This window comes from Bergeyella cardium, assembly GCF_003614945.1.
GTDB lineage: Bacteria > Bacteroidota > Bacteroidia > Flavobacteriales > Weeksellaceae > Bergeyella_A > Bergeyella_A cardium.
Map to the genome: position 1 here is coordinate 1,649,300 of NZ_QYCZ01000001.1, position 21,506 is coordinate 1,670,805.

The 21,506-nt window shown below is 40.1% G+C and carries 21 protein-coding genes; 6 read left to right on the top strand and 15 right to left on the bottom strand.

Translation table 11 applies throughout. The features are described from left to right. Positions 1–176 precede the first annotated feature (176 nt). The 4 genes from D8991_RS07485 (at position 177) to D8991_RS07500 (ending at position 4,521) form a co-directional block, all read left to right on the top strand. Positions 177–1,853 (top strand): glutamine--tRNA ligase/YqeY domain fusion protein, encoded by a 1,677-nt coding sequence (locus D8991_RS07485; RefSeq protein ID WP_120489508.1) that lies wholly within the window; start codon positions 177–179, stop codon positions 1,851–1,853. Positions 1,854–1,934: 81 nt separating this feature from the next. Then, positions 1,935–2,534 (top strand): HAD family hydrolase, encoded by a 600-nt coding sequence (locus tag D8991_RS07490; protein ID WP_120489509.1) that lies wholly within the window; start codon positions 1,935–1,937, stop codon positions 2,532–2,534. A gap of 316 nt (positions 2,535–2,850) precedes the next feature. Beyond that, positions 2,851–3,195, top strand: coding sequence for a MerR family transcriptional regulator (locus tag D8991_RS07495; RefSeq protein ID WP_120489510.1), 345 nt, complete (start codon positions 2,851–2,853; stop codon positions 3,193–3,195). A gap of 12 nt (positions 3,196–3,207) precedes the next feature. Beyond that, the gene (locus D8991_RS07500) at positions 3,208–4,521 is read left to right on the top strand and encodes a helix-hairpin-helix domain-containing protein (RefSeq protein WP_120489511.1); all 1,314 of its coding nucleotides are present in this window, start codon (positions 3,208–3,210) and stop codon (positions 4,519–4,521) included. Positions 4,522–4,529: 8 nt separating this feature from the next. On the opposite strand, the gene truB is transcribed toward D8991_RS07500, so the two are convergent. The 4 genes from truB to D8991_RS07520 form a co-directional block, all read right to left on the bottom strand. Further along, positions 4,530–5,228, bottom strand: coding sequence for a tRNA pseudouridine(55) synthase TruB (gene truB / locus D8991_RS07505; protein ID WP_120489512.1), 699 nt, complete (start codon positions 5,226–5,228; stop codon positions 4,530–4,532). Between the two features lie 16 nt (positions 5,229–5,244). After that, complete coding sequence (locus tag D8991_RS07510; protein WP_120489513.1) at positions 5,245–6,069, bottom strand: undecaprenyl-diphosphate phosphatase; 825 nt, start codon at positions 6,067–6,069, stop codon at positions 5,245–5,247. 25 nt (positions 6,070–6,094) lie between these two features. After that, complete coding sequence (locus D8991_RS07515) at positions 6,095–6,376, bottom strand: DUF3098 domain-containing protein (protein ID WP_120489514.1); 282 nt, start codon at positions 6,374–6,376, stop codon at positions 6,095–6,097. Between the two features lie 62 nt (positions 6,377–6,438). Then, positions 6,439–7,341, bottom strand: coding sequence for a cell division protein FtsX (locus D8991_RS07520; protein WP_120489515.1), 903 nt, complete (start codon positions 7,339–7,341; stop codon positions 6,439–6,441). A gap of 312 nt (positions 7,342–7,653) precedes the next feature. Between D8991_RS07520 and rsmA the strand changes: the two genes are divergently transcribed. Beyond that, complete coding sequence (gene rsmA / locus D8991_RS07525; protein ID WP_120489516.1) at positions 7,654–8,415, top strand: 16S rRNA (adenine(1518)-N(6)/adenine(1519)-N(6))-dimethyltransferase RsmA; 762 nt, start codon at positions 7,654–7,656, stop codon at positions 8,413–8,415. An 8-nt stretch (positions 8,416–8,423) separates the two neighbouring features. Here the strand turns inward: rsmA and D8991_RS07530 are convergent, their stop codons facing one another. From D8991_RS07530 to D8991_RS07575, 10 genes are all read right to left on the bottom strand, one after another. Beyond that, complete coding sequence (locus D8991_RS07530) at positions 8,424–9,200, bottom strand: TatD family hydrolase (protein WP_120489517.1); 777 nt, start codon at positions 9,198–9,200, stop codon at positions 8,424–8,426. 12 nt (positions 9,201–9,212) lie between these two features. Continuing rightward, positions 9,213–10,172, bottom strand: coding sequence for a GSCFA domain-containing protein (locus D8991_RS07535; RefSeq protein WP_120489518.1), 960 nt, complete (start codon positions 10,170–10,172; stop codon positions 9,213–9,215). A 19-nt stretch (positions 10,173–10,191) separates the two neighbouring features. After that, positions 10,192–11,163, bottom strand: coding sequence for a polyprenyl synthetase family protein (locus D8991_RS07540; protein WP_120489519.1), 972 nt, complete (start codon positions 11,161–11,163; stop codon positions 10,192–10,194). Between the two features lie 175 nt (positions 11,164–11,338). Then, complete coding sequence (locus D8991_RS07545; RefSeq protein ID WP_120489520.1) at positions 11,339–12,631, bottom strand: T9SS type A sorting domain-containing protein; 1,293 nt, start codon at positions 12,629–12,631, stop codon at positions 11,339–11,341. 247 nt (positions 12,632–12,878) lie between these two features. Then, positions 12,879–14,204 carry a DUF58 domain-containing protein gene (locus D8991_RS07550; RefSeq protein WP_120489521.1) on the bottom strand — a complete coding sequence of 442 codons (1,326 nt, stop codon included), beginning with the start codon at positions 14,202–14,204 and terminating at the stop codon, positions 12,879–12,881. Between the two features lie 15 nt (positions 14,205–14,219). Next, complete coding sequence (locus D8991_RS07555) at positions 14,220–15,218, bottom strand: AAA family ATPase (RefSeq protein WP_120489522.1); 999 nt, start codon at positions 15,216–15,218, stop codon at positions 14,220–14,222. 35 nt (positions 15,219–15,253) lie between these two features. Further along, positions 15,254–16,408, bottom strand: a complete 1,155-nt coding sequence (locus D8991_RS07560; RefSeq protein ID WP_120489523.1) for a hypothetical protein — start codon at positions 16,406–16,408, stop codon at positions 15,254–15,256. A 4-nt stretch (positions 16,409–16,412) separates the two neighbouring features. Then, positions 16,413–17,210, bottom strand: a complete 798-nt coding sequence (locus D8991_RS07565) for a DUF4129 domain-containing protein (protein ID WP_120489524.1) — start codon at positions 17,208–17,210, stop codon at positions 16,413–16,415. Continuing rightward, positions 17,200–18,156: a DUF4013 domain-containing protein gene (locus D8991_RS07570; RefSeq protein WP_120489525.1), complete on the bottom strand. Its 957-nt coding sequence runs from the start codon at positions 18,154–18,156 to the stop codon at positions 17,200–17,202. The genes D8991_RS07565 and D8991_RS07570 overlap by 11 nt, the downstream gene beginning before the upstream one ends. Then, positions 18,140–19,126 carry a stage II sporulation protein M gene (locus D8991_RS07575; RefSeq protein ID WP_120489526.1) on the bottom strand — a complete coding sequence of 329 codons (987 nt, stop codon included), beginning with the start codon at positions 19,124–19,126 and terminating at the stop codon, positions 18,140–18,142. The genes D8991_RS07570 and D8991_RS07575 overlap by 17 nt, the downstream gene beginning before the upstream one ends. Positions 19,127–19,263: 137 nt before the next feature. Here D8991_RS07575 and D8991_RS07580 point away from each other — a divergent pair, with 137 nt between their 5' ends. Then, positions 19,264–20,010: an RDD family protein gene (locus D8991_RS07580; RefSeq protein ID WP_120489527.1), complete on the top strand. Its 747-nt coding sequence runs from the start codon at positions 19,264–19,266 to the stop codon at positions 20,008–20,010. A 78-nt stretch (positions 20,011–20,088) separates the two neighbouring features. Here D8991_RS07580 and D8991_RS07585 read toward each other — a convergent pair whose 3' ends face one another. Further along, a complete protein-coding gene (locus D8991_RS07585) occupies positions 20,089–21,423 on the bottom strand; it encodes a trigger factor (RefSeq protein ID WP_120489528.1) in 1,335 nt (444 codons plus the stop codon). Positions 21,424–21,506 lie beyond the last annotated feature (83 nt).

The following is a 21,506-nucleotide window of genomic DNA, read 5'->3' on the forward strand; positions in this document are numbered from 1 at the left end:
TTTACAGTTTTAAGGAAGCAAAAGTAAAGAATATTTTATGCTCAACAAAACACTGGCTAACCTGTTAAAGGTACAATATTGAATTTTAGTAAAGCTATAAATAAGAGTGAAAGACATCTACCTGATAAAGAATAATACCCCCTAATTTACTATATTTGTACTCTTATTTTTAGAATATGGACGAAGAAAAAAAATCCCTCAATTTCATTGAGCAAATCATAGAAGAAGATGTAGCAAACGGGCTTAGCCCTGATAAAATCCGTTTTCGTTTCCCACCAGAACCTAATGGCTATCTGCATATCGGGCATACGAAGGCTATTTGTATCAACTTTGGTTTGGGTGAAAAATATAACGCTCCCGTAAACCTCCGCTTCGATGATACCAACCCAGAAAAAGAAGAGCAGGAGTTTGTAGATTCCATAAAGAAAGATGTAGAATGGCTCGGCTTTAAGTGGGATAAGGAGCTCTACGCTTCGGATTACTTCCAGCAGCTTTATGACTGGGCAGTAAGGCTCATAAAAGAAGGGAAAGCCTATGTAGATGAGCAACCCTCTGAACTCATTACCGAACAAAGGAAAAACCCTACAGAACCTGGTATAGAATCTCCGTACAGAAACCGCCCTATCGAGGAGTCTCTCGACCTTTTTGAGCGAATGAAGAAGGGAGAGTTTGAAGAAGGGGCAATGTCTCTCCGTGCAAAAATAGATATGACCTCTCCCAATATGAATATGAGAGACCCTGTGATGTATCGTATCTTGAAGAGGCCTCACCACAGGACGGGCACAAGCTGGAAAATCTATCCTATGTACGACTGGGCACACGGCGAGAGCGATTATATAGAACAAATCTCCCACTCGCTTTGCTCTTTGGAGTTTGAAAACCACCGTCCGCTCTACGATTGGTACTTAGACCAAGTATATACCGAAGGAAATGTCCGAAACAAACAGCGTGAATTTGCCCGAATGAATGTAACCTATATGATTACTTCTAAAAGAAAGCTCCAAAGACTGGTGGCAGAAGGAGTGGTTACAGGCTGGGACGACCCGCGAATGCCTACCGTCTCTGGACTTAGACGCAAGGGCTATACACCGGCTTCCATCCGAAACTTTATCGAGCGGGTAGGTGTAGCAAAAAGAGAAAACCTGATAGACATCCAACTATTGGAGTTCTGCGTAAGGGAAGACCTCAACAAAGTGGCAAAAAGAATGATGGTCGTAATGAACCCCATCAAGCTCATCATAGAAAACTACCCAGAAGGAAAAGCCGAATGGGTAGAAACAGAAAACAACCCCGAAGACGAGAACGCTGGAACAAGGCAAGTACCTTTCTCCCGAGAGATTTATATAGAAAGAGAGGACTTTAAAGAAGAAGCCGATAAGAAATTCTTCCGATTGAAACTCGGTGGCGAGGTAAGGCTTAAATCTGCCTACATCATCAAAGCAGAAAGGGTAGAGAAAGATGAGCAAGGCAATATAACGACCATCTACGCTACCTATGACGAGAAATCCAAGTCTGGAAGTGGCACAGAAGAAAGTCTAAGAAAAGTAAAAGGAACACTGCACTGGGTTTCTGCAAATCACGCCCTGCCTGTGGAAGCGAGAGTCTATGACAGACTTTTCACTACCGAACAGCCAGATGCAGAAAAGGAAACTGACTTCCTAGAGTTTATAAACCCTGAATCTCTGAAAGTGGTGACTGCCTATGCAGAACCAGCACTTAAAGAAGTGAAAGTAGGCGAGCCGCTCCAATTTCAGCGAATAGGCTACTTTACCAAAGATGAGGACAGCACGGAAGAAAAATTGGTGTTTAACCGAACCGTTACCCTAAAAGATTCTTACAAACCCGCGAATTAATAATTAACTAAAAAATACCCAAAAGTGCTGAGGAGGCTTTTCTCAGCAATTCTTAATTTTACCAGAATAAAATAGAAAACTATGAAGAATATTATCTTTGATTTCGGAGGAGTGCTCGTAGACTGGAACCCTCGATATATGTACAGAAAACACTTCCAGACGGAGGAAGAAATGGAGTTTTTCCTTAAAAATATCTGTAATGATGAGTGGAATGCCGAGCAAGATAGAGGCCGCCCCTTTGCAGAAGCCATAGCCCTCCTCCAAAAGCAGTACCCTAGCTATGCCGATAAAATTGCCCTATACTGGGACAAATGGGAAGAAATGCTAAAAGATGAAATACACGGCACAGTACAGATTCTCCACGAATTAAAGGCTCACTACACCCTCTACGGACTTACAAATTGGTCAGCTGAGACCATAGATTTTGCCTTCCAGCGGTTTGATTTCTTCAAAGAATTTCGTGGAATTTTAGTTTCTGGCAGAGAAAAACTCATCAAACCTGACCCAAAAATCTTTCAGCTCCTCTTTCAGCGGTTTAATATATCACCCTCCGAAAGCCTTTTCATAGATGATAATGAAGCAAATATAAAAACAGCAAAATCACTTGGCTTACAAGGAATTCTCTTTAAAACCCCCACACAGCTAAGACAAGATTTAGAGGCGATGAAGCTACTTTCGTAAATTTTTATTGTACTGTTTTGTTTAAGCCTACTATTCAGTTGGCTTTATTCATCATATTCTAATGATGATTTTAATAGCTTTAAAATTGGATTTCCTTTCACCATCTATTACGAATTTCATATTGATAAAAATAAATAATTCAGCTACTTACCTATAAACTTACTGAAAAATATCATCATCTTTCTTATCGGCAGTATTATTCTGGTCAGGCTTTTCATCAAAAAAAATCATAAGAAAAAGTAAAAGCAGAGAAGCAATACCCTCATTATAACATCAAAAAAGATTTTTCTTACTTTTGGAGGGTTAATTTTTCGCTATGCTCAATATCAATCTACCCGATAAACTCTACTACTCCATAGGTGAGGTGGCCAGAGCCTTTGATGTAAATCCCTCGCTTATACGCTATTGGGAGAAACAATTCCCTATTCTTCAGCCCAAAAGAAATAGGAAAGGAAACCGATACTTTACTCCAGAGGACATTAAAAACCTGAAGATGATCTACTACCTCGTAAAGGAGAAAGAATATACACTCGACGGCGCGAGGATAGCCCTCACCACCAATGCAAAACTCTCCGAGACCGTCTCTATGATTGATAGGCTCAATTTTGTAAGGGCAGAGCTCATCAAACTGAAAGAATCTCTAGTTGATAAACCCGAATAAAACCCTCAATAAATGCAAACACCACTATCACTTTCCGTCAGGCTCAAACAGTTAGTTTGGCTGATAAGTCTTGCTACCATTCTAGGATTACTACAAATTGGTTTTTGGGCGTTTCAAAACTCATCAAAGACTGAGATACCTGCACTGAAATTCATTAACCCTGAGACTGAAAATATTCCCCAAAACCTTTCCGAATTTAATCCCAATGAATTGGATAAAGAAGATTGGATAAAGCTCGGTTTTACGGAGAAACAAACCCAAACCATTCTTAAATATAAGGAAATAGTGGGCGGTGAGTTTCGCTCCAAAGAGCAGTTCAAGAAATGCTATGCCCTCTCCGAAGAGAAATACAACGCACTGAAGGACTACATCCTCCTGCCCGAAAAAATTCAATACAACAATAATACCTACAAAAAAAGGTCAAGAGAGCTGAGTATCAAAGGGAGGTTCAACCCTGACCACTACAGCCAAAAAGATTGGGAAGCAATGGGCTTCTCCGAAAAGCAATCAATGGCAATTTTAAAATATAAGGACTACTTGGGAGGCAGTTTTGTGAGCAAAGAGAAGTTTAAAGAATGTTTCATCATCAGTGATGAAAACTATCAAAAGCTCTCGCCTTACCTCATCTTACCCGAAAAAACTCCCGAAAATTTCCAAAAATCTAAAAATGAAAAACCGAAGATTACCCTTCAAAACTTTGACCCAAATGACTTGAGCCAAGAAGACTGGCAAAAGCTTGGCTTCTCCGAAAAGCAGTCTGCTGTTATCATTAATTATAAAAACAAAAAACTCGGTGGTGCTTTCAAAACACTGGAAGACATTAGAAACTGTTTCGTTATCTCCGAACAGAAGTTTGAAGAATTAAAGCCTTTCATCCGGCTAAAACCACAGAAAAATACAACTGAAAGCATAGCTCCAGCTCAGATTTCAGAGACCGATTTCACAAAAGTGGATTTAAATAAGATTAGCTTTGACCAGCTTATAGAGTTCGGGTTTGATAAAAGAGCAGCAAGCTCTTACTTGGGCTTTAGAAGGAAACTCGGTGGCTTTGCCGATAAAAAGCAAATCTTAGACACCTATAATATAGATAAAGCATTGACCGAAAAACTCATCTCTACCTGTTACCTCGATGATTCTTCGGTAAAGAAATATTCGCTACTCAATGCACCAGAAGACTGGCTAAAAGACCACCCGTACTTTAAATACTCCGCAGATAAAATCATCTACTACCGTATCTCTACAAACGACGAAAAAAAGATATGGAAACTCCTTAAACTAAAACCAGAATACGAGCAGAGAATGAAGCTCTACATCATTCCCAATTAGGTAAAGCTCTACTCTGCTTCGGAGAAAAGGAAATCATTGGTTAGATAATCCGATGACGCTTCCTCTACTGAATACGCTCCAATTTTGGTGCGCCTAAGAGCAGTAAGATATGCCCCCACCCCGAGCTCCTGACCGATATCGTGAGCCAAACTGCGGATATAAGTACCCTTAGAACAACCAACAGTAAAAGACACCAGCGGAAGGCTAATCTCCACATCCTTTATATAATGTATAGTTGTTTTCCTCGTTTTCATCTCTATGGATTGCCCTGCCCTTGCGAGGTCATACGCCCGCTCGCCATCTATTTTAAGCGCAGAGAATACTGGTGGCCGCTGATCTATCTCCCCAATAAACTTACCTAATGCAGCAGAGATATTCTCCTCCGTAATATGAGTATAATCTCGGTGAAGGATTTCAGGTTTTTCAGTATCATAAGACTCGGTTTGTACTCCGATTTTTATCTCTGCACGATATTCCTTCTCCGCATCTTGGATGAGGGGAATCTGCTTAGTAGCTTTACCCGTACAGACGATAAGCAAGCCCGTAGCCTTAGGGTCTAGCGTACCTGCGTGCCCTACTTTTATCTTTCTCAGCTTGAACTCCCTTTTCAGCTTGAACTTTATCTTATTCACTGCCTGAAAGCTCGTCCAATCCAATGGTTTATCTACCAACAGCACCTTGCCCGCCTGTATATCTTCTATCTGCATTTTGATTTTTTAAGCATTAAACCTGTTGTTTCAGGTAGAAATAAATGTATAAAGCGATGCCAACAAAGATTCTGTACCAGCCCCAAGGTTTAAAACCATATTTATTGAGCAGGCTGATAAAAGTTTTAATCGCAATAAGCGCTACCACAAATGCCACTACATTCCCAAGGATAAAGACCATAATATTTTCAGAAGAAGAGAGAATCATCTCATAGCCTTTCATAGGAGTTGGGGTTTCTTTTCCCCAAGTTTTTACAAAAACCGAATAAACGGTAACAGCAAGCATTGTAGGAACTGCCAAAAAGAAAGAGAACTCTGCAGCCGCCTTTCGGGTAACGCCCTGCACCATCCCCCCAATAATAGATGCTGCGGAGCGGCTGGTACCAGGCATCATTGCGAGACATTGCCAGAAACCTATCGCCACAGCGGTTTTAATGGGCATTTGCTTTTCATCTTCTATCTTCGGATTTTTAAACCAAGAGTCGGCAAAAAGCAATACCACTCCCCCAAAAACCAAAGCCGATGAAATGGCAATCTGATTCCCTAAAACAGCTTCTATTTTATCATCGAAGAGGTAGCCGAGAATTAAAGCGGGGATAACCGCAAAGGTGAGTTTTACATAAAGCTGAAGATTGTTTAAATCAAAAAACTTCTTCCAATAAGCCACTACCACAGAGAGAATAGCCCCAAACTGAATAGAAACCTGAAACATCTTGAGAAATTCTGTTTCCTCCATTCCCATCATATTTGCAGCAAAGCCCATATGCGCGGTGGAAGAAATCGGAAGATATTCGGTAAGCCCCTCTACAATAGCAATGAGAATTGATTTGAGTAAATCCATTATCAGTTTTTGTTTTTACGATAAATTATTTCTTTTTGAGAATAGCATAAACCTCCACGATAAATCCTGAAATAACGAGCAGAGGCGCAATCCTAATCCGCCTGATAGAGAAAATATCCTCATTCCAATAGTTGGGATTAAGCGTACCATCGGGTTGTGTATTGGCATCATTGCCCAGCATTAATAAAAACCCAAGAGCAATCAGCCCCAGCCCTATCAGCATCCATTTATAATTCTCCCTCCCAAAATAGAAGCCCTGATTTTGGCTCTCCTTAGCCTCTTTGGAAATAGCTTTATCATTTTTCATTACCAAGATATTAATAGAAAAAGAGACATAAGACCCGTTCCTATGCCTCATTAAAATCGTTTTTAGTTATAGTAGAGCTCATCTACGCTCGTTCTAAGGAACCTCCAAGTAGCAATTACAGTGCTGAGTACCGTAATGAAAACACCAATACAGAAGATAAGGAGGATGAGGTAAGAATACTGAGTAATGTCCTGCTCAGAATACCTCTCGCCAATCTGCAATGTGAAGTAATACCACACACCAAAGAGTGCTGCCGTACCGATAATAGCTCCGATAAACCCCAAAACCACCGCTTCCTTTACAAATGGTTTTAAGATAAATCTCCTCTTTGCTCCTACGAGCTGCATCGTCTTGATGATAAACCTCTTTGAGAATATTTTAAGGCGAATAGAATTATTAATTAACACAATGGCAAGGACTAAAAACAGAAGAGAAAAACCAAAAATCCACTTCAAAATGCGGTCTAAATTATTATAAACCTCCATCATAAGGGTACTGTCGTTCTTAACCTCCACTATACCTTTCACAGCAGAAATCTGCTTAATAGCAGCATTAATCTTAACAGGGTCTATATATTCTGGCTTTAGGGTAACCTCCACAGATGACGGATAAATGAGCTTCTCAAACAGCGCATCCGAATCTACTCCCAAGCCTGCTTTCGCTTCCTGAACCGCCATCTCTCGGCTAATATATTTCGCCCTTTTCACAGGCTGAAGCTGCTGAATCTTCTCCAAAGCCTCCTGCTCCATTTGATTGATTTTAAGAGAATCCTTTTCATCATAATCATTATCAAAATATGCACTCACCACAAGCTGCTCCTTGATATAATCCGAATACTTCTGAGCCTTGATGAGAATCAAACCCATCAACCCCAAAAGAAAGAGCACCAATGCAATGGAAATAACCACCGTAATGTTGCTCGAACGAAGCCTCTTTCTATTAAAATCATCTGCTGTCTTAGCCATCGGTTGAAAATTTTGGCTAAAATACAAAAAAATAATAAAAACCCACTCGCATTGGAAGCACTTACACCGTAGCCGGTGGGGCACTCACTCGCGTGGAGAGCAATTAGCCCTTAGCAGGGCAAGCAATTATCCTGTCGGGGCACCCCGAGTTCTTAGTAGGGCAGGCACCCACTCGCGTGGGGAGCAATTACACCGTAGCCAGTGAGACTCTTAATTTGTTTGCCGTTTTTAGCTAATAGCCAAAAGCCAGACGCCAGACGCCTCTTACTGACCAAAAAGATTTACTTTTGCAGAAATAAATAATCGGCGAGAATGGTAAAAGCAAAGAAGCACCTCGGTCAGCACTTTCTGACGGATGAAAATATTGCAGAGAAGATTGTAAAAGGCCTATCGGGAAAGGGATTTACCTATGTTTTGGAAGTAGGTCCAGGGATGGGCGTACTCACAAAATACCTTTTAGCAAAACCAGAGCGATTGCTCCTTGCAGAGATTGATGAGGAGTCTATCTCCTACCTTAAAGACACTTATTCCACACTTTCGGATGCACATTTTAAAGGCGATTTCCTGAAAATGGATTTTAGCTTTTGGGGAGATGAGCAAGTAGCGGTTATCGGGAATTTCCCTTATAATATTTCGTCTCAGATTCTTTTTCAGATTATAGAGCATTACCGCCAAATCCCCGAAATGGTAGGGATGTTTCAGAAGGAAGTTGCCGAGCGAGTGGCAGCACAGCCGAGAACGAAAGACTACGGAATAGTCTCAGTGATGGTACAGGCATACTACGATGTGAAGTACCTCTTCACGGTTCACGAGAATGTCTTTAACCCTCCTCCAAAAGTAAAATCTGGTGTGATAAGGCTCGAGAGAAACCCCAAAGAAGGCTTAGAAGGAAATGAGGTGCTGTTTAAAAGTATTGTAAAAACGGGCTTCAACCAAAGGAGGAAGAAACTCTCCAATGCGCTGAAACCACTCGGCATACCCGAGCATTTAAAAAGCCATCCTTTCCTCGAAAAACGAGCGGAAGAGCTATCGGTAGAGGATTTTATTTCTTTCACCAATGAATGGAAAGCATAAAAGCGCTGCTAAACCTTTGCCGAAGAAGGCTCAAAAATTCGCTTGGCATTTTGGGTGGTTATCCTATCCACTTCCTCATAGCTGATGCCGTAGATATCAACCAATTTTCCTGCGATAAAGCTGAGATAAGCACTTTCGTTTCTTTTCCCTCTATTGGGCACAGGAGCGAGGTAGGGGGCATCGGTTTCCAAGACGATATTCTCAATAGGAATCTGGCTAAGGTACTGGTCTATCTTCCCATTTTTAAAGGTAACAACGCCGCCAATCCCCAGCATAAAACCGAGCTCAATAGCCCTTTTTGCCTGCTCGAGGCTCCCACCAAAACAGTGGAATATCCCTCTGAGCTTAGTATGTTTTTTCCTATCCAAGACCTCAAAGACCTCATCAAAACTATCGCGCCCGTGAATGACGATAGGAATATCGTAATCTATCGCCCAATCGATTTGCTTTTCAAATGCCTTTACCTGAATATCCAGCGTAGATTTATCCCAATAGAGGTCAATCCCAATCTCACCAATCGCAGGAAACGCTCTCTGTTTTAGATATTCCTCAACGATTTGGAGCTCCTGCTCCCAAGTTTCTGGCTTTACTTCACAGGGGTGGATGCCTATCATTGCTTTCACCTGTGGGTATTCTGCCTCTAAGCTGAGCATTTTTTGATGAGTAGTAGAATTGATGGCAGGGAGGTAAAACTCGGTAACGCCTGCATCTAAGGCTCTCTGGATCACCTCTGCTCTATCGGCATCAAAGTCCTCTGAATAGAGGTGAGTATGGGTATCTATCATAAGATTTAGGGTTTAATACTGAGTGAATATTCTGTGCTTTACTTTCTTCTGCTGCTCGGCAATTTTCTGGCGAAGCCTTTCTCTAAACTCAATGTATTGGGGGCTTTTCTCATCATTCGGGCGATGGTTAAGAGATTGAAGAATCTTAAAATTATCAGCGATAAAAGCCTTTACTTCATCAGAGAAATACGCATTTCCAAACTTTTCAAAGATGTAATGTACCGCCTGCTGCGTGGGGTGTATCATATCTTCTTTATAGAAGCGATAGTCTCGGAGCTCATCCATCATCAGCTCATAAATGGGGAGATAATGGCAATTAACCTCATCATCTATCGCCTCGTGGAGAGCATTAAGCAGCCTCGCTTTGCTCCATTGGTTTTCAGGAAAGCCATCTTTGGTATGACGAACGGGCGAGAGGGAAAAGAGTATCTGAACCTCTGCTTTGCAAATATCCTTTATCAACTCAATACTCTCTTTTATTGAAGTAATGATTTCCTGAGTGGTGAGCAACCTCTTTGTAAAGAACTTTTGAGGAATTTTATGGCAATTGGCAACCCGCTTGCCCTGCGGAAGAAACTCGTAGATAAAAGAAGTGCCGTAGGTGATAACAACCCATTGCGTTTTTTGTAGGAAAAAGTTTGCCTCTTCCAGCTTTTCATTGATTTTCGCAAGGGTTTTGTGGGCATAAGGCGTATTAAAACCCGAATAATGGTCTAATGAGATAAAAGCCCCTCCGTAATTTATCAGATCTGCTTCCGTATAAGGCTCGCCCGAGTGGAGGCGCTTGAGCGCATAGTTGATAGAATACGGATTAAAAATCGTCCCAAAAGGATTACAAAGGGTCTTCATCTGCCCACTTGCCATAAGGTTGGCCATCTCTGTAGCAAAACAGGAACCGATGAAAAACGAGGAATCTCCAAGAGTGATTTTCTTATCAGAGAGGGGAATTTCTACCTCTGTTCTAAACTGCATTGGGTGGTTGATATTTTTTTTAAGATTCTCTTTTCAATAAATAATTTGCAAGCTCGATAAACGGCTTTTTCTTCTCATCAGAAACATTGATTTTATCAAGATAGCCCTGTGCAATTTCATTATGCTTTTGGATAAGGGCAAGTACTTTCTGGTCAATTTTCGTTCGCCTGAAAATCTTTTCTACACCATAAATCTTGTCTATATTATTGGTCTTTTTGGCATACCAAAATTCAAGTTCGTTTTTCTCTTCAGCGGTAGCATATTCCCTTGCCAGCAGGTAGAGGATGGTCTTTTTATTCTCAAAGATATCGCCTGCGTGCTTCTTACCAAACTGCTCCATATTACCAAAGACATCAAGGTAATCATCTTTAATCTGAAAAGCAATACCGATATGCTTCCCAAAGTTGAAAATAGCCTTTGCCTCTTCGGTATTTGCTCCTGCGATAATGGCTCCGATTTCAAATGCCGCCGCAGCGAGAATACCCGTCTTATAGGTAATCATTCGGATATAATCCTCATAGGTTACATCTTTCTGGGTTTCAAAATTTACATCATACTGCTGCCCCTCGCAGAGGAGGATACCCGTATGGGTAAAAATTCTGACGCACGCCTTGAAGAGCTTAGGTTCCAAGTCCTCAAAGAAGCTGTACGCTTTCAGCAGAAGCCCATCTCCTGAGAGGATTGCCGTATTAATCCCGTGCAAAGTATGGATTGTAGGTACATTTCTCCTAAGGGGAGCATCATCCATTATATCATCGTGGATGAGGGTAAAATTATGGAAATACTCAATGGCAAGCGCTGGTTTTATCGCCTTGCTCATCTCTCCGCCAAAGAGCTCATTTGCCATAAGAACCATTATCGGTCTTAGCCTTTTCCCTCTATGGGAGATAATATAATTCATCGGTTCATAAAGCTCCGAAGGTTGGTTTTTAAACATATACTTCTGCACTGCCTGTGCTATAACTTCCTCGTAACGGTCTATAAATTCCATAAGTTTTTTTTACGCCAGCAAAGATAACTATTTAGAAGGGAGCAAGCAATTACACCGTAGCCGGTGGGGCACTTAGCATCAATCAAAAAAACCTCTGAGAAAGATTTTCCTCAGAGGTTAAAATAAAGCTATGACTATTTAATAATAAAGATATGTCTACTGAATTAAGCCGTGATTATTTCTTAATTAGCTTAATGCTCTTAGAGAGAGCTCCTGCCTTTACTACCACAAAATATACTCCTGCTTTTAGGTCGCGAACATCGTATCTACCCTCAGAATCGGTAGTAGTTTGTTTCACTACACGACCTGCTCTATCATATATGAAGAGGTTTGCAGACTGATGATCCAAACCTTGAAGACTGAAATAATCTACCACAGGATTCGGGTACAGCTGAACGGAAAGCGAAGGCTTAGCAACAAAGTCTGTCGTAGCGAGGAAAGAAGCATTCGGAGACTGCTCCCAATAGAAAGTCTTGAGGTAATCAGAATTATCATTTACCTTTTTACTGATGGCAACATTCTTAGACTGATAAACCTCCTCGAGGCCGCCATAAAATGTCCAATCCTTAAAGGTATAAACCTCGTCGTGGAGTTTATTGGTATCATAGTCGTACTCATACTTGAAGTTGAGCGTCCAGGCACCTCTTTTTATTATGGAATTCACTTGGGTTTTAACATTATCATTCCCATCATAAGTATATTCTACTTTTCGGAAGTCTTCCCAGTCGGTTCCATTAAATTTCTCATCTATATAGTGGGTACATTTGCCGGTGGTAGGGTTATCTCCCTGGTAATAATAAGTTCTCTTGTTCTTTATTTTGTCATCTAAATTATTACCATCTCTCTTTACGGTGAGTACTTTCTCAATCTTCTCCACATAAGTATAAGTATCTGTGTAGAGGTACTGCACATCTCCGCCTTGGGCCACTCTGATATAATAATTGATTTTAGTAGGCTTAGAAAAACCTTCCGAATATTCTAATTCATACTTATTGTGTGGGAGGTATTCGCCTTTCCCTGAGCCGTCATCATCAGGTTTCCAGTTCTCTATATAAAGGCTGATAAGCTGGTTGGTAGCCTCATTATAAGTATAAGTAATTCTGGATTCTGGTACGAAAGGAATAGCCTCCGAGCCTGGGTCTTCTTCAGATTCCGGGTCTCGCTGATAGGCGATTTTAGCTTTAATTCTCCCCTTAGCATCGTATTCTAATTCGGCATATTCCAAAATGTATTTCTTGCCTCCATTTTGAGTATAATACTCTATTTTAAGGAGCCTCGTATTCTCATCATTATAGATATAGCCTGTATAATACTTACTTCCATCTACATTTTCTTCCCACTCCTTTTGGAGGAGATACTTGTGGTCTTGCGGAGAAATTCCCGCATTGGAATAAGGGTCATAATCCTGCGAAAACGCAACGCTTGCCACCGATACCGTGAGCAAAGACGATAATAAAAATTGCTTCATTATTTATTTTATTTAAAAATTTCGTGCAAAAATATCCCAATTTGTATTTAAACCAAATTATTTCCCACATGATTTTTATCACGCCGTAGCCGGCGAGGCACTCGTTAGCACGAGGGGCACTTACACTGTAGCCAGTGAGGCACTTAAAAATAAGTGCTCCCCACGCAGTGGGTGCCTCCCCTGCTAAGGGGTATTTCTTTTTGCGCGAGACTTCGGAAGTTTTTTCGAATCGAAAAAAATCCTCTGCTTAGAGTATTCCTCTCGCTTTGATTTCTAAATACTTGTTGATGGCATCTATGCTGAGGTTCTCTGGAAGGGTATAAACGGAATAGATGCCGTACTTCCTCAGCTCTTGGATGATGAGCTTTTTTTCAAACTCAAACTTCTCGGCGATAATCTCATCATAGACCGATTGTATGGTCTCGGGCTGGGAATGAATGAGGTTCTGGAGCTCCGAATTCTTAAAAAAGATAACGACGAGGAGGTGGTTCTTGGCGATGCCTCTCAGGTATTTCATTTGCCTTTGTACAGCATCGAGGGTTTCAAAATTGGTAAAAAGGAGCACCAGGCTGCGCTGGGTGATGGTGGTCTTCAAATCTTGGTAGAGGCGGCTGAAATCGCTCTCGAAGAAGTTGGTCTGCACCTTATAAAGTGCTTCGGAGATTTTCTTGAGCTGCCCAGATTTGCTCTCGGCAGAGATTCGGTTTTCGGTTTTCTTAGAGAAGGTCATCATCCCTGCACGGTCGCCTTTTTTCAGGATAATGTGGGAGAGCGCCATCGCAGCATTGATGGAGTAATCGAGCAAACTAAGCCCATTGAAAGGCATCTGCATCGTGCGACCTTTATCTATGAGCATATAGATTCGCTGGGATTTCTCGTCCTGATACTGATTTACCATCAGTTTATTCTGCTTGCTGGTCGCCTTCCAGTTGATGGTGCGGATATCATCACCCTGTACATATTCTTTTATCTGCTCGAATTCCATTGTATGCCCTAGCCTTCGGATTTTCTTGATACCTCCGAGGAGGAATTCATTCTGAACCGCCATCAGCTCGTACTTTCTGAGGTGGATGAAGGAAGGGTAGCTGGGGAGCTTTTCATCTTTCTGGAAGGAAAATCTGCGGGCAACAAGCCCCAAAACGGAGCTCGCATAGATATTGAGCGCCCCGAAGCTGTATTCTCCCCTCTCCTTTGGGGTGAGCTTGTATTCAAACATTCGGCTACCTCCTGCGGGGAGGCGCTTCTGAATCATAAAATCCCTCACTTGGAATTGGAAAGGGATTTCATCAATCACCTGTACGCTGAGCGGGAAGAAATAATTGTTTTTAAGGTCTATTCGTATGGCGTTCTCATCTCCATTGGAGAGCTTTTCGGGCAATATTCGCTGTGCTTCTATGCCTTTTTTCTGATTAAAAAGGAGCATAGCATCCACCGTAAAAGTGAGGAGCAAAAGCGCGAGAAAGCTGTGGGCAAAAGGCATAAGCCCGCCGAAGAAAAACGAAAGGATGTATAAAACCCCGATGATGAAAAGGATGAAGAACAATCGGGAGTTTAGATAAAGATGCTTGAGCATAAGCTATTTTTAAAACTACCTTGGAATCTCTATTCCCTCTAAAATCTGTTGGATGATTTCATCTGCTGTAAGCCCTTCCATTTCGCGCTCGGGGGAAACAACTACCCTGTGTCTGAGGACTGCAAAACTGGCTTCTTTGATGTCTTCTGGCGTTACGAAATCTCTGCCCCGAAGCGCTGCAAAAGACTTGGAAGCGCTGAGGAGTGCCAAACTTGCCCTCGGCGATGCGCCCAGATAGAGGAACTGATTTTCGCGAGTGGCGATGATGACTTTCGCGATATACTCTATTAAATGAGGCTCTACGAGCACCTCTTTTACAAGGGTCTGGAACCTGACGAGCTGCTCGCCCGTAATCACTGTACGGATGCTCTCGGTTTTATTTTCGGATTTGCTTTCGTGCTGTTTTCTGATGATTTCTATCTCCTGCTGTAGGTTCGGATACTTCACTTCTATCTTAAAGAGGAACCTGTCGAGCTGTGCCTCTGGCAATCTGTAAGTACCCTCCTGCTCGATAGGGTTCTGAGTAGCAACAACGAGGAAAGGCGAAGACATCTCGTAGCGAGTGCCGTCCATCGTAACCTGCCGCTCCTCCATTACCTCGAAGAGTGCTGCCTGGGTTTTAGCTGGCGAGCGGTTGATTTCATCTATCAGAATAAAATTGGAGAATATTGGCCCTTTTTTAAACTCAAACTCGGAGGTTTTGATATTAAAGACCGATGTGCCGAGTATATCGGAGGGCATCAGATCGGGAGTGAATTGTATCCTGCTAAAACCGACATCAATGGTCTTTGCGAGGAGTTTTGCGGTAATGGTCTTCGCTACGCCTGGTACGCCCTCTATAATGATATGACCATTGGAGAGGAGTGCCGCGAGGAGATGCTCTACCATAGACTCCTGCCCTACGATGACTTTGGAGATTTCGGATTTTATTCTGTCCAAGGCGTCTCTCAGCTCGGTCATATCAATCCTCGACTGGAAAGAGGAAACGGGATTTGTGTTTTCTGTATGTTCCATTATATTCAAATTTTATACTTGTATTTTATGATTAATTATCTTAGGATTTCGTCTAAGATTTCATTCATTTTTACTAAATCTTCTTTGGTTAGATAGGCATATTCGTCCTGCGCTTTCTTTATAAGGGCTATTGCCTCCGTAATTTTTTGTAGGGGTTTTCCTGTTTTCAGATGCAGCCTCTTCGCAAAATGCTCATCTAAATGATGGGTGTCTATTAGCAATTCGGTACGAACTCTATTAAGGAAGTACTGTGCCTTTTTGCTCATCATATCCTGAAAATCGCCTTCGTTTAAGTATAAATTGCCAATGCTTTTTACAAACTCTACCGATTTATTCTTTTTCGGTTCTATAATAGGGATAATTCTTTGCTTCCGCTTGGCATTAAAGAAAAGGAAGAGAAATACCCCACCGAGAAATAGCCACCAAGCATACCTGAGCGGCGGATTGGCAAGGATGAAACGAAGAGGAGAAGAGGATTCATTAAAGAGCTTTCTCTCCATAAACCAAACGGTTTTCCTCTCTGGGAGGTAGGAGAAGACTTTCTCTACATATTGTCTGTTTGCCTCTCCTTTTAAGAGGGAATAATTGGTAAGAACGAGCGGCTCGGTATGGAGGTAGATATTCCCCTTGCCAAAAGGAACTTTAATGAAATTGACGCCCGTTTCTTTGCCTTCAAATGTAGCATAGCCTAAAATCTGCTGCTCCTTTGTGATGTAATTAATTCTCTCTCTTGAAGGGAGCTTGTCTATGATGGCTTTATCTTTTAATTTCTTATCGGTAAAGTGCAAAGAAGCGCCATCAAAGTCATACCACGAAGTACCGATATGGAGGGTATCTGCTAAAAAGTAATCCACCTCATCTGAAAAGATAAGGGCATCTGAACCTTTTTCTACCTGTTTCAGGATTTTTTTACAAGATTCCTTATCCAGTTTCTGCTGGATGAGGATAATATTATGAGGCTCTTTTTCTTTATTATAATAGATATAAGGAGCGGTACTTTCCTTTTCTAAACTGCTGCCAAAGAGAGCGTCTATCTCCTGAGAGAAAATATAAAGTCCGAAAGGGTTTTTATCGCTTATTCCATAAGTTTTTTTCCAGCTTACGACCTCTGTTTTATTCACTTCTAATAGCGCAAGGAGTACTAAAACAACGGCAAGGATAATTCCATATATCTTAAATGTCTTATTCATACGATTAATTAAATTTATCCTTATAAGTTTTATACTCGGTTTCGTTTATGCTAAACTCTCCGTACCAAACATAATCAAATATTCGGGAGGCATCTTTGAACTGCTCTTTGAGCTCGGAAGCACTTATCTCGGAGATATAATCTCGGTTGGTTTTCTCAGGATTCCAGTCTATGAGATTTTTATCTGTAAGGGTTTTTAGCATCCGTAAGAAATGATAGCGAATTGCCAAGCGATAATCCTGCTGATTCTCGGCTTTGGAAATCATCTCTCGGAAGTTGATTTCGTGAATATTCTCTACGATATCATTACTTGGGATATTAATCTTTTGATTTTTCTTTCCGAAGAACCAGTTGCCGTCTTTCCTCATCAGATATTTAATAACGAAATAGAGCAGAATCCCCAAGACGATAATCCCTACAAGGCGAATAATATTATGCTCGTATTTGGAGATTTTATTAAAGTCGGTATCACTAAAAAGACGATCTAATAAACGCCTTAATTTCTTCTTTAATTTTTCTAAGAAAGAGGTTTTGGGTTTATTGGCAGAGTAATCAAAATCTTCACTTTTATATTTATCTTTTATATCGGTGGAGAGATTTCTTTCTTTAAGAGGGGTATCTGTTATTATTCCCTTTTGAAGGAGAGAATCCGCAGAATAAACAGGCACTCCGCCAATAGAATCATTTTTTGGAAGAACTTCTGTATAGCCATCAAAAGGGATTTCATTATCTTCCTCCTCCTGCTGTGCAAATACGGGAGAGGAGAGAAGTATCAAAAAGAATATAAGGAGGTTAATCTTCATTTTTTCCTATGCTTTCTATTTCGGAAAGGTCTATTTTCTTGTGCAGATCCGTCCTGCTATCGTAATAAATAAAACCTGTGGCGATATATATAATATTATTAATGATAAAAGATATGATTAAAGCAATTGAATATAAGATTAACACCATTAATCCAAACATTGATTCTTCACCTTCTATGGAATCATAAGTAGGAAAAATGATTTTATATCCAAAAATAAATATCATAGGAATAGTAGTGAATATTGAGGCAACAATCTGCACTATTATATAGATAACCAAAGTAGAACCGATATACTTCCAGAAAGGAGAGCCATCACGATGATGCTGGTACGAGAACTGAGAACGCAAGCCATAGCTCAAACTACTGAAAAAGCCCTTTTGGGTATTGAGATAATCAAAGAGCGTAAGGTTGATAACATTCATAATAAACGGCATTACAATCATCATAAGAAATAGCCCTATCAGAATAAGTATCAGTATATAACTAATTGCCATTACAAGAAACGCAAAGGGCAAGACAATAAAGGTGATACCTAAAAAGTAGATAAAAATACGCCCCGTATTCTTCTTAATATCCGATAAAATATCCTGAAGCTGTACCGGTCCTCCTGTTTCAGAAAGCCTCTTGATATAGAGCACGGGATAAGAGTAATTAATAACCATCGCTACCATAAAAATGAGAAACATAAGTACTACGACGGCTACTATAAGCTCTGGATTTTGTGTGATATACTCCTCAATATAATTTCCTTCTGGCCCTTCTCCAAACATAAAACTTCCGATAATATCCCTTAAACCTACAACGAAGAGAACCATCATCAGAATAAGGAGTAATCCGTTAATGACTAAATAGTTTTTAAAGAAATTCTTGCCATAGATTTTCAGGAAGTTGAAGGTATCGGAGACAATCTCTCCCAATGTCCTTTTCTTATAGAATTGTATCATCTTTTTTTAGTGTTTTATAGACAAAATGTGGGTATATGCAATAATAAAAAATCACAATAGCCAAAGAGCCGAATATAATCAGCATATCCAACCATAATGGCATTACGAGAGCGTGTCTTGTAACGAAGCTCTCAAAGATTCCTGCTACAATAGTGAATGGCACAGTACTCAGAAAGATTTTTATAGCATCTTTAGCTCCAAGTTTAAAGGCATTAAAACGAGAATAAGTCTTTGGGAAGAGCACCGAAGCCCCGAGGATAAGCCCTGCTGCAGCTTCTATAATCATTGCAAAGATTTCAAAGACGCCGTGTATCCAAATTCCTTTTGCACTATTCGCCAAAGTACTTAGATCACCATACTGGAAGAACAAATACTGAAATGCACCGAGCATTATCGCATTATGCATTAGAACTACAGCCGTTCCCAAGCCGATAAATACTCCTGATACAAAGTGATAAGCACCCACTTTTAAATTGTTTATGATAATCATAAAAGTCATTATGAGTGCATTTTCATCTTGATAAACGCCGACTTCATTTCCCTTTTTTATATTCTCAATCGTCATATACACATATTCATCACCGAGGATAAGATTGGTAAATTCTTCGTCATAATGAGCTGAAAAAGCACCGATAATCGTAAATAAAAGGAAGAGAGAAAAAGAATACACGAGATAGTTTCTGTATCGGTACATCAGCAAAGGGGTTTCAGTCTTAAAGAAAGAGATGATTCTGCTTTTTTCCGTCCTTCGCGTCTTATAAATCATCTGGAAGACTTCCGATGCTAAGAAATTAAGGTAAGCCGTAGTTTTGCTCTTTGGGTAATAAGTCTGGGAGAAGGATAAATCATTGATTAGATTGATGTAGATAGAGGACAAGTCATCTGGGTTTTTCTTCACTCGTTTATAGACTAGATTTTCTACCTCTTTCCATTTCTCAAGATTTTGTTTTATAAAGGCTACCTCTCTCATTGGCTTATTCTTGCCCGCTAAATTAATGCTTTTTCGGAAATATTCTTTATTTCATCTATTTTTTTTAATATTTCATCAAACAAATACTTTAATGCATTATATTTGTGCTCTATTATAAGCAGATAATTGAGTATTCTATGAATGAGATAGAAATAAATACCTCACAGAATGTTAATATTAAGTTTAAGACAGCAAGCATCGGTGAGCGGATACTCGCTTTCATCATAGATATACTGATTAAAGGGCTCTATGCCACCGTATTCTTCTATTTCTTTGGCGAAATGATATATGAGTTTTCAAGAATCGTAGAAGAATGGGTCTATATCACAGTTATTTTGCTTCTGTTTAGCCCCATTTGGTTCTACTCTCTCATTTGCGAAATGATGTTTGAGGGGCGTACATTCGGGAAGATGCTGCTCGGATTAAAAGTTGTGAAGATAGATGGCTATCAGGCGAGTTTCGGAGACTATCTCACGCGGTGGATATTCTGTATCATTGATATTTATACTAATGGCGGGATTGTGGGCGTCTTATCCATCATCATTTCTAAAAATAATCAGCGATTGGGAGGGATGATCAGCGGTACGGCGGTTATCTCCACAAAAAATAATATCAATATCTCTCATACAATCTTTCAAAACATCAGCACAGACTATACTCCAGCCTTTCCACAGGTTATTGCACTCTCGGATAATGATATTCGCATCATCAAAGAGAACTTCCAGAAAGCAATCAAGGTTTACGACCCTGCCGTTATCCGCAAACTCTCCGAAAAGATTGAAAGCGTAACCTCCATCAAGCGAAATACACAGGAATACACCGAGCAGCAGTTCATCAGAAAAGTACTTCAAGACTATAATTACTTTACTGGTAAAGACAATTGAGAATTTATTCCCTCCAAATTTAGATATAAAAAATCTCCTACACATTGCAGGAGATTTTTAAGTATTGCTTGTTATTTATTACTTTTTAATGACTTCTAAGAACTCGTCGTGAGAAATCTTAGTTTCCTTTTTAGTAGCTTTTTCTAAGATGATGTCTTTAAGTTTAGTCATCGCCACTTCGGAAGAAACCTGTCTTACTTGCTCTTGATCTTTTAGCATTTCTACAGCATACTTCTGAATTTCTTCATCGGAAAGGTGGTGTATGCCATAAATCGCAAGCTGATTTCTTACCAACTGCTCTGCTTGAGCCAATACCTCTGCATAATCAATCTTAATATCATTATCGCTCATCAATTTACCTTCGATGATTTGATATTTTATCTGCTTTTTCTCTGCTTCTAAGATTTCTTTTGCCTGCTCTTCGGAGGTGATATTTTGATTAGAGAATACCAACCACTTCACTAAGAAAGTTTCTGGAAGCTGCACTTCTTCTTTCTTATTAATCTGCTCTAATACTTTATTTACGAAGTATACATCAGCATTTTGTTGGAAGTATTCGTCTAATTCAGATTTTACTTTTTCTTTAAGTTCTTCTTCTGATTTAATTTTCCCTTCTCCATAAACCTTGTCAAACAATTCTTGATTAAGCTCGTGAAGATTGAGTTTGTAAATATCCGTTACTTTTACTTCAAGCTCATTATGATGAAGATGCTCTACCTCTTCTTTTGAGAAACCGAGCTGTTTTGCAAGCTCTTCATTTTCTACTAACTGCTCTTTAGTAATTTTTAGGCTTTCATCTTTCTTTAATTTTTTCACTAAGTCATAAGCTGCTTTCTGGTCTTTGGATACTGTAGCAAATTTCGGATGATGATGGTGCTCTCCTTCTGCATCTTCTTCTACGATTTGAGTAATGGATAAACTAGCAAAAGTATCTTTTCCTAACTTATCCTGTTCTTCTCTTGTGGAGAATCTCTTTTGCATATTTTCTATGCTTTGACCGATTTCTTTTTCAGATGCTTCTACTTTATAGAGAGGAGCTTCGTATTTAGAAAGATCTACGGTAAAGGCAGGCTCATAACCCACTTCAAAAGCTACGGTGATTTGCTCTGCATTATGGTCAAAATTATCTACTGGCTGTGGTACGGGCTGCCCTACTAATCGCAGTTTATTTTCGTTTACATAATTATTCAAAGCCTCTGATACAAGTTTGTTAATTTCTTCAAAAGCAACAGGCGCTTCATACTGCCTTCTCACCATACTCAAAGGAACTTTTCCTTTTCTAAAGCCTGGTACTTGTGCCGTCTTTGCATAGTTGTGAAGTTGTTTTTCTACTTTGTCTTTATAGTCAGACTTGTTTAGTGTTACTGTAAGTAATGCACTTACTTCGTCGTGGTTTTGAGCTGTAACGTTCATTAATCGAAATTTTAGGTGTGCAAAAATAACAAAATTTATCAATTATACTAATTTAATACGCTATAAAAGTAAATCCTCCATCT

Coding starts and splice junctions, on each gene's coding strand:
- D8991_RS07485 (WP_120489508.1), top strand. CDS start 177: ATGGACGAAGAAAAAAAATCCCTCAATTTCATTGAGCAAATCATAGAA.
- D8991_RS07490 (WP_120489509.1), top strand. CDS start 1,935: ATGAAGAATATTATCTTTGATTTCGGAGGAGTGCTCGTAGACTGGAAC.
- D8991_RS07495 (WP_120489510.1), top strand. CDS start 2,851: ATGCTCAATATCAATCTACCCGATAAACTCTACTACTCCATAGGTGAG.
- D8991_RS07500 (WP_120489511.1), top strand. CDS start 3,208: ATGCAAACACCACTATCACTTTCCGTCAGGCTCAAACAGTTAGTTTGG.
- truB (WP_120489512.1), bottom strand. CDS start 5,228: ATGCAGATAGAAGATATACAGGCGGGCAAGGTGCTGTTGGTAGATAAA.
- D8991_RS07510 (WP_120489513.1), bottom strand. CDS start 6,069: ATGGATTTACTCAAATCAATTCTCATTGCTATTGTAGAGGGGCTTACC.
- D8991_RS07515 (WP_120489514.1), bottom strand. CDS start 6,376: ATGAAAAATGATAAAGCTATTTCCAAAGAGGCTAAGGAGAGCCAAAAT.
- D8991_RS07520 (WP_120489515.1), bottom strand. CDS start 7,341: ATGGCTAAGACAGCAGATGATTTTAATAGAAAGAGGCTTCGTTCGAGC.
- rsmA (WP_120489516.1), top strand. CDS start 7,654: ATGGTAAAAGCAAAGAAGCACCTCGGTCAGCACTTTCTGACGGATGAA.
- D8991_RS07530 (WP_120489517.1), bottom strand. CDS start 9,200: ATGATAGATACCCATACTCACCTCTATTCAGAGGACTTTGATGCCGAT.
- D8991_RS07535 (WP_120489518.1), bottom strand. CDS start 10,172: ATGCAGTTTAGAACAGAGGTAGAAATTCCCCTCTCTGATAAGAAAATC.
- D8991_RS07540 (WP_120489519.1), bottom strand. CDS start 11,163: ATGGAATTTATAGACCGTTACGAGGAAGTTATAGCACAGGCAGTGCAG.
- D8991_RS07545 (WP_120489520.1), bottom strand. CDS start 12,631: ATGAAGCAATTTTTATTATCGTCTTTGCTCACGGTATCGGTGGCAAGC.
- D8991_RS07550 (WP_120489521.1), bottom strand. CDS start 14,204: ATGCTCAAGCATCTTTATCTAAACTCCCGATTGTTCTTCATCCTTTTC.
- D8991_RS07555 (WP_120489522.1), bottom strand. CDS start 15,218: ATGGAACATACAGAAAACACAAATCCCGTTTCCTCTTTCCAGTCGAGG.
- D8991_RS07560 (WP_120489523.1), bottom strand. CDS start 16,408: ATGAATAAGACATTTAAGATATATGGAATTATCCTTGCCGTTGTTTTA.
- D8991_RS07565 (WP_120489524.1), bottom strand. CDS start 17,210: ATGAAGATTAACCTCCTTATATTCTTTTTGATACTTCTCTCCTCTCCC.
- D8991_RS07570 (WP_120489525.1), bottom strand. CDS start 18,156: ATGATACAATTCTATAAGAAAAGGACATTGGGAGAGATTGTCTCCGAT.
- D8991_RS07575 (WP_120489526.1), bottom strand. CDS start 19,126: ATGAGAGAGGTAGCCTTTATAAAACAAAATCTTGAGAAATGGAAAGAG.
- D8991_RS07580 (WP_120489527.1), top strand. CDS start 19,264: ATGAATGAGATAGAAATAAATACCTCACAGAATGTTAATATTAAGTTT.
- D8991_RS07585 (WP_120489528.1), bottom strand. CDS start 21,423: ATGAACGTTACAGCTCAAAACCACGACGAAGTAAGTGCATTACTTACA.